This is a genomic window from Caballeronia sp. BR00000012568055 (assembly GCF_029439455.1).
GTDB lineage: Bacteria > Pseudomonadota > Gammaproteobacteria > Burkholderiales > Burkholderiaceae > Caballeronia.
The window spans coordinates 1-6529 of record NZ_JAQFVG010000263.1 but is presented as its reverse complement, the minus strand read 5'-3'; the positions used below and the strand labels follow the sequence as shown (position 1 = coordinate 6529).

General features: G+C 53.0%; 5 protein-coding genes and 1 pseudogene. 2 read left to right on the top strand and 4 right to left on the bottom strand.

Annotation, left to right across the window (positions count from 1 at the left end):
• Positions 1-615: pseudogene (locus P7F28_RS15560) on the bottom strand (hypothetical protein); the annotation flags it as partial.
• 373 nt (positions 616-988) lie between these two features.
• Here P7F28_RS15560 and P7F28_RS15555 point away from each other — a divergent pair.
• Positions 989-2221: a glycosyltransferase gene (locus tag P7F28_RS15555; RefSeq protein WP_277185416.1), complete on the top strand. Its 1233-nt coding sequence runs from the start codon at positions 989-991 to the stop codon at positions 2219-2221.
• A gap of 358 nt (positions 2222-2579) precedes the next feature.
• On the top strand, positions 2580-3245 hold the full coding sequence (locus tag P7F28_RS15550; protein WP_368860338.1) for a polysaccharide deacetylase family protein: 666 nt from the start codon (positions 2580-2582) through the stop codon (positions 3243-3245).
• Between the two features lie 43 nt (positions 3246-3288).
• Here P7F28_RS15550 and P7F28_RS15545 read toward each other — a convergent pair whose 3' ends face one another.
• The 3 genes from P7F28_RS15545 to P7F28_RS15535 form a co-directional block, all read right to left on the bottom strand.
• Positions 3289-4551, bottom strand: coding sequence for a flippase (locus P7F28_RS15545; RefSeq protein WP_277185414.1), 1263 nt, complete (start codon positions 4549-4551; stop codon positions 3289-3291).
• 65 nt (positions 4552-4616) lie between these two features.
• Entirely contained in the window at positions 4617-5672 is a 1056-nt protein-coding gene (locus P7F28_RS15540) for a glycosyltransferase family 2 protein (protein WP_277185413.1), read from the bottom strand.
• Positions 5672-6529 (bottom strand): UDP-galactopyranose mutase (locus P7F28_RS15535; RefSeq protein ID WP_277185412.1); only part of this gene is annotated, 858 nt, incomplete at its 5' end. The genes P7F28_RS15535 and P7F28_RS15540, both read right to left, overlap by 1 nt.

The following is a 6529-nucleotide window of genomic DNA, read 5'->3' as shown; positions in this document are numbered from 1 at the left end:
TGATGCCGGAGCGGCACCTGCCTTCCAGCCTGAATTCATGATCGCTTGCTCCAGCAGCGCTTGCGATTCGGCGTCTCTAGCGTCATAAGAAAGCGCCTTGCTCGCATGTTCTCTGACACATGCCCATGCACGCACCGTAGCGCATGAGCGGGCAAGCATAAGTTCGAGACTATGGCCTCCCTCACCCTTCTCTGCTTCGACACGCGGTAAAGCGCTCGATTTGTCGGTATCTGCGGGCTTAACTGTGTTGCTTTCGCTGCGGCCTATTCTGTCTTGCACTCCCTCGCTCGTAACGGACACTGACCTGTCAGCTTCGGACGAATTGCGTTCCGTGACTACGTCAAAGAGTATTTTATTAGCCGAAAAAATGATCAGGCACACTACACTTACTAAAATAATCTTGCGTCCGCTGAGTCGTCTTGCGCGCGCTTCAGGGTAGATGCGCAAGTCGGATTCACGCTCACCAGCGAGCACATATGTCTCCGCCGGAATCAGGCGTTGCGGAACCAGATCCCTGTCGCAATGCGGACACACCTCAGCGTCGAATTCGACTGGCCTGCGGCAGTGCGCGCACGCTTGGAAACGGTGTCGGGGGAAGGAAAAAATACTGCTCATGCGGATCCTTCGCGATGGAAATTAAGGGCATGCCGCGAAGACGACAGGTCCATCCTAACGTGACAAATGCGCAATCGCAAACAGGGTTATCACCGGATATAGAACATCATTCGTAATACGAACCTGTGAAAAGGTATCCGAAATAACACACATAAAATAAAGGTCATTTTTGGCGCAGGCGAAGTCACTATACTATCGCTATGCATCGACTCCCATCCTCTCCTTTGGCTTGAGTGATGTGAATGATTTGCAGATCGTCGGGTCGTGCCACCTTGCTTGTCTTTGATCAGAACGTTTCGGAGCGATCCGTCACGAACACACGCTGTATGGTGCCATTCGAAGAATCAGAAAGATTTGAATCAGGGAGACAAGCATGCCGCAGTGCAGAGTGTTGGTGATCAACGATTTTGCGCAGAAAGGCGGCGCTGAAGAAGTCTATCGGCAATCAGTCGCTTTGTTGAAGGACATGTCCGGCGTCGAAGTCGAATGCTTCGACAACACACGGCTGGACCCGAATGCGCCTGCTTCGCCCGCCTGGAATCGTGCTTCGGCAAAGGCCCTTGAGCAGGTGATCAGGCAATTCAAACCTGATCGCGTGATGGTCCACAATTACCACAACGTCTTGTCGATTTCAGTTCTCCACGTCATCGCCAAATACAAACGCGTGTTCGGCTTTTCCACTTACATGACGTGCCACGACTATCACCTCGTCTATTACAACCCGATGTTGCAATACTTCTCGAACGACGGCGCACACACGCTGCCGCTGGAACTACTGCACTCACTCAAAGCGATGCGCCTGCGCGCAAGTATGAAGGGCGTCATTCACGATGGCCTGCGAAAAGCTTATTGGCATACGATGCGCGCGCTGATCAAACCTGAACGAGTGTTCGACGTTGTGTTCTGTCCAAGTCCGTTCATGCAACAAGCGTTACGCCGATCGGGTATTGTCAACACGGAAATCCTGTCCAATCCCTCTGCAGTTGACTTCCCGCCTCTGACGACGAAAGTGAATCACTCTCAGCGTCTGGAACTCGCCTTTGTAGGGAGAGTTTCGCCGGAGAAGGGCTTGCTGCAGTTCATTGAGCTTGCGCAGGCAGCAGATTTTTCGCACATCGAAAGACTGAGTATGTACGGCGACGGAGCCGAGCGTCCTGCAATGGAGAAGAAATTCGCTTCGCTCATTGCAGAAGGAAAATTGGCGTTCTTTGGCCGACTCGCTCAAGATGAATTGTTCGATCGATTGCGTGATTCCGCCGATGCCCTTGTGCTGCCCTCGTTATGCGCAGAGAATGCACCGCTCTCGATCATCGAAGCAGCTTGGCTCGGCTTGCCTGCGCTGGTTCATGACGTCGGTAGTCTGTCAACCTTCGGCAACGAGGTCGGCAACAAGATCATGTTCCGCAGCGATCCCTCCAGTCTTCGACATGCGATGAGTGAAATCATTGAACACCTGTCGCAACCGGACCGCCAATACAACATCAGCGAATACTCTCCTCGTTACTACGCGGAGCGGCTCGCGCGACTCATGCGCATCGGCACCGGTTCTGAAATTAGCGCGCCGCGTGAAAATGGTTCTTCACTAAGAATTGAATTGCAATCCTGACTATGTTTCATCAACACGTCATAATCTTATAAATCCATCCGGTCCTTATACTCCGGAACTCCGTTCGGGAGCGCACGGTTCGGATATTTCCCGCGTGAAAAGATATTGTTAGTTCAACAACCGTGAGTGGACGATGGCAGCGCGAAATCTGTTGAGAGAGTCGTTTGCAAAAGTCGTTATTCATTGTGGAATTGCAAAGGCAATCCGCTCACTGCTCTGGCGCGATCGCGTAGCGATCATTCTGTATCACGATCCGCTCCCCGAAGTCCTCGATCAACACCTTGCGTATCTAAAAAGCATTTGCGACATCGTTTCGATCGATCAGGTCAATGCACCCGGAAACGGGAGGCCGCGCGCCGTGATAACACTTGATGACGGTCATGCGCGCAACGAAAAGCTGCTACCTATTTTCATCAAGCACGGCGTAAAGCCAACGATCTATATTTGCAGCGCAATTGTTGGCCACGCACGCTCACACTGGTGGCTGGACCCGTCAGCAAAGGGAGCCGAAGTCGAACGCCTCAAACGGCTCACGAATAAAGAGCGGCTGGCCGCGCTCGGCGCACTCGGTTACCAGCAAGACGGACAGACGAGTCCCGAGAATGTCAGCGGCCTTAGCATGGCCCAACTTGAATCCATGCTTCCTTACGTCAACTTCGAATCGCATACGCGTTTTCATCCTATTCTCACGCGCTGCGACGACCGGGAATGCACCGACGAAATCTCAATCTCCAAGCGCGAAATCGAAGAGCTGATCAGCGCACCGTGTCGGCATTTCGCCTACACCAATGGCAATTACGGCAAACGCGAAATTGCCGCGCTTAAGCAAGCGGGATACACGACCGGACGGACGTGCGATGTCGGCTGGAACGACGAACGCACCGATCCATTCCGGCTTAAGGCATTCGATGTCGGCGACGATTCTTCCGTTTCCTGGTTAGCGGCGCACCTTACCGGTATTCCGCTTTATCTTCGCTATTTGCGACAAAGCGGTAATTGGAAAGGCCACAAGCCGCAGTTCTGATTTGGCGTGAGAGCGTGCACTAGTCGCCAAGGAAGCGCCAGGATCAGGGATCGATTGACGTTCTCGGCGTGAGCACCGGGATCTTTTGATTGATCAGGTGTATCGCCATATAAATGGTCACCAGCAATTCCGTTGCGAGCACCGACATCGCAGCGCCTTGAGCACCGTACGCCAACGCAAGCGGAATCAGTGTGATCAGGTTGAATACGCCGGAGACTACGAGGATTTCGCTGAATTTCTTTTTCATTCCAAGCGGCAACATCAATTGAATGCCAAAAACATTGCTTAGGCTCACTAAAAATGGAATGAAGGCCATCCATCGAAGCACGACGACAGCGGCTTCGTACTGCGGCCCCATCGCTAACCGGACTATCCAATCCGCACACGCAAAGAGCACCAGCGATACCACCAGCATCGCGCCACTTTGAATAAGCAGGACTTTACGTACCAAAGCGTAAGCCTGGTCGATGTTTTCATGGAATAGCGCGCTCACTCGGGGATAGACCGCATTTGCGAGCGGCCCAAAAGCACCCTCTGCCGCATTGCGAATCTTGTCGGCCGCACCGAAATATCCGACCGCGACATTTCCAACCAGAAATCCGAGAATGATGCTATTGGCAGTGGTGTAAAGACTGACTGCGGCCGTCGAAATGAACACGTGCCAACCGTCTCGATAGGCCTCGATCACCTCGCCCCGACTCGGTAAAACGAACACGACAAGCCGATTTTTCGCGAGTAGAAACACCGCAATCAGTCCCGCGGATACCATCGTCATCGAGTTGATCAACGCCGCAATCCACGTGTCTTCCGGGGAACGGACCAAAAAGAACGTCAGTGGGACAAGCAAAAATCGGGCGCTGAGCATCGATATAGTCACGATCGACATGCGCTCCAATCCCTGAAACAGCCACTGTGGAAACAGGATCGCGCCGATCACAATCGGGAACGTGGCGAGAAGTATCGGCCGTATTTCTATAAATTTCGGAATCCATATAATTCCGATAATCAAAAACACGAGCGCCGCCAGCGCAATCACGGCTTTTGCAATCTGCGTCGTCCAGAAGATCTTCGAGATCGCGTTGAGGTCGTTTTGCGCCCTTGCGATATGTCCCGTCGCCGACAAATTGAACCCGTAATCGACCAGCAACACCAGATAGGTAACCAGCGCCTGAGCAAAAACATAAGCGCCGAAGTGATCCGGTCCCAGGACGCGCAGCAAATACGGCAGCGTAACAAGCGGGAGCAGCATATTCGCCGCCTGCAAGGTCGATAACGCTAAAACGTTCTTAAGCAGCAGACGCCTCATTGATGTCATGCTCCAGCAAAAGCGCCAGCATTTAGAAATGCGTCCTCATCCTTGCGGATCGCGCGTCATACGCTATCACGATCCGACATCACCCTGACTGATGTCTCCTGCCCTCTTGCGTCGCGCTTCTGAGCTGGCTTGACTCTATCTTTCGCCTCGCTGAGTTGCTTTTTCCAGTCCGATGGCAAAACCGTTTCGAATGGCTTAAGCCCGATCGCTTGCTGAAAGTAGCGTATATAAAGTCCGATCACGAGCGGATTACGCTCACCGAAGATAAGCACTCGGCCGATCCTTCTTGCAAATAAAGAAGCGGCCCAAAGCAGCGCGCGCCCGCGATGACGGAAAACCATATCGACAAAATTGCGCGTGCCACACGCGTGCTTCCATTGCGCGGCAGCCGGCATTTTTCTCGTTTCGTACCACTCACGCAGAGAAAGACTACCCGGTGCGACATCACGCGTTTCGCGGTCCTTGTGAAGCATGCGTGCAGCCGTCACACAGCGCACTTCGCCAATTTTCGACAAACGCGCGGTGTATTCGACATCGTCGTTCCAGACAAAATATTCCTTAAGCGGAAATCCCACTTTCTGGACCGCGTGATGCCGAATACACGCGCCAACGAACGACATATAACCGATTCCAAACGACGGCGCAGCGTGATTCGCGGGAGTGGCCACCACAGGGTTCATTCGCTCATCAAAGGTTCCCTGATGCCAGAATTGAAGCCGCGAATCGATACCCCACACGGCGCCGCACATCGCCACGACATCCTGTCGCGAAGCGTCGTCCGACAACATCAAATGCTCGAGCGCGTCGGCCATGGGTTCCGCGTCGTCATCCATGAGCCAATACCAATCGAAGCCCTTTTCATAGGCCTTTTGCAAACCTAAAGAAAATCCACCTGCACCGCCGAGATTGGTATTCGAAAGCACCGCGATGACATTGTCGTGCCTCGCTTCGATCGAACTCAAATATTCGCGCGATCCGTCATTGCTGCCATTATCAATGACATAAATCGCATCGAGCGGTCTGGTCTGACTCAATAATCCTTCGATGCATTCTTGCAGCAACGCTCGCCGGTTGAAGGAGACCACAATTGCCGCGATTCTATCCTTGTCCATTAAACAAGCTCCTCAGCAGCCTTGAGCGCCGCGCCGACTACCTGGTCCATGTTGTAATAGCGATACTGTGCAAGGCGGCCGACGAACGTGACGTCGGGCGTTGCCTGCGCAAGCTCATCGTAACGCTTGAACAACGCCTCGTTCTCAGGTCTCGGAATCGGGTAATACGGCTCGCCTTCTGCTCGCGGATATTCCCTGACGATCGACGTTCCTTCACATCGCTGGCCGGTCAAATGCTTGAATTCCGTGATTCGTGTGTATTCCTGATCATTCGGATAATTGACTGTGCCTGTCGATTGAAAAAACTCCGTGTCTGCCAGATGCTCGTGCTGAAACGACAGACTTCTATACGGAAGCTTTCCAAAGCGAAAATCGAAATATGCGTCTATTGGTCCGGTGTAGACCGTGTGATCGTGATCGACGGTAGCCTTGACAGTGCGGAAATCGACTGACAAGCGCACTTCTATATTTTTATGGTCGAGCATTTTTTCGAACATCGCCGTATAGCCATCTGCAGGCATGAACTGAAATGCGTCGGTAAAGTATCGATCGTCGTCATTCGCGCGTGTCGGGATTCGCGCCGCCACACCTGCAGAGAGTTCGGACAAGTCCAAACCCCACTGCTTTCGCGTATAGCCGCGAAAGAATTTTTCGCACAGGTCTCGCCCGACACTCCCGAGCACCACGTCTTCACTCGTCGCAACTGCTCCGCGCGGCTCACGTACCGACTCGAGATAGGCGGCCACGCCCTGCTCGTTAAGGTCCAGATCGTAAAGCTTGTTGATGGTGGTCCGATTGATCGGAATCGGATACAACTCGCCGTTCACCTGTGCGAGCACTTTATGTTCGTAGAATCG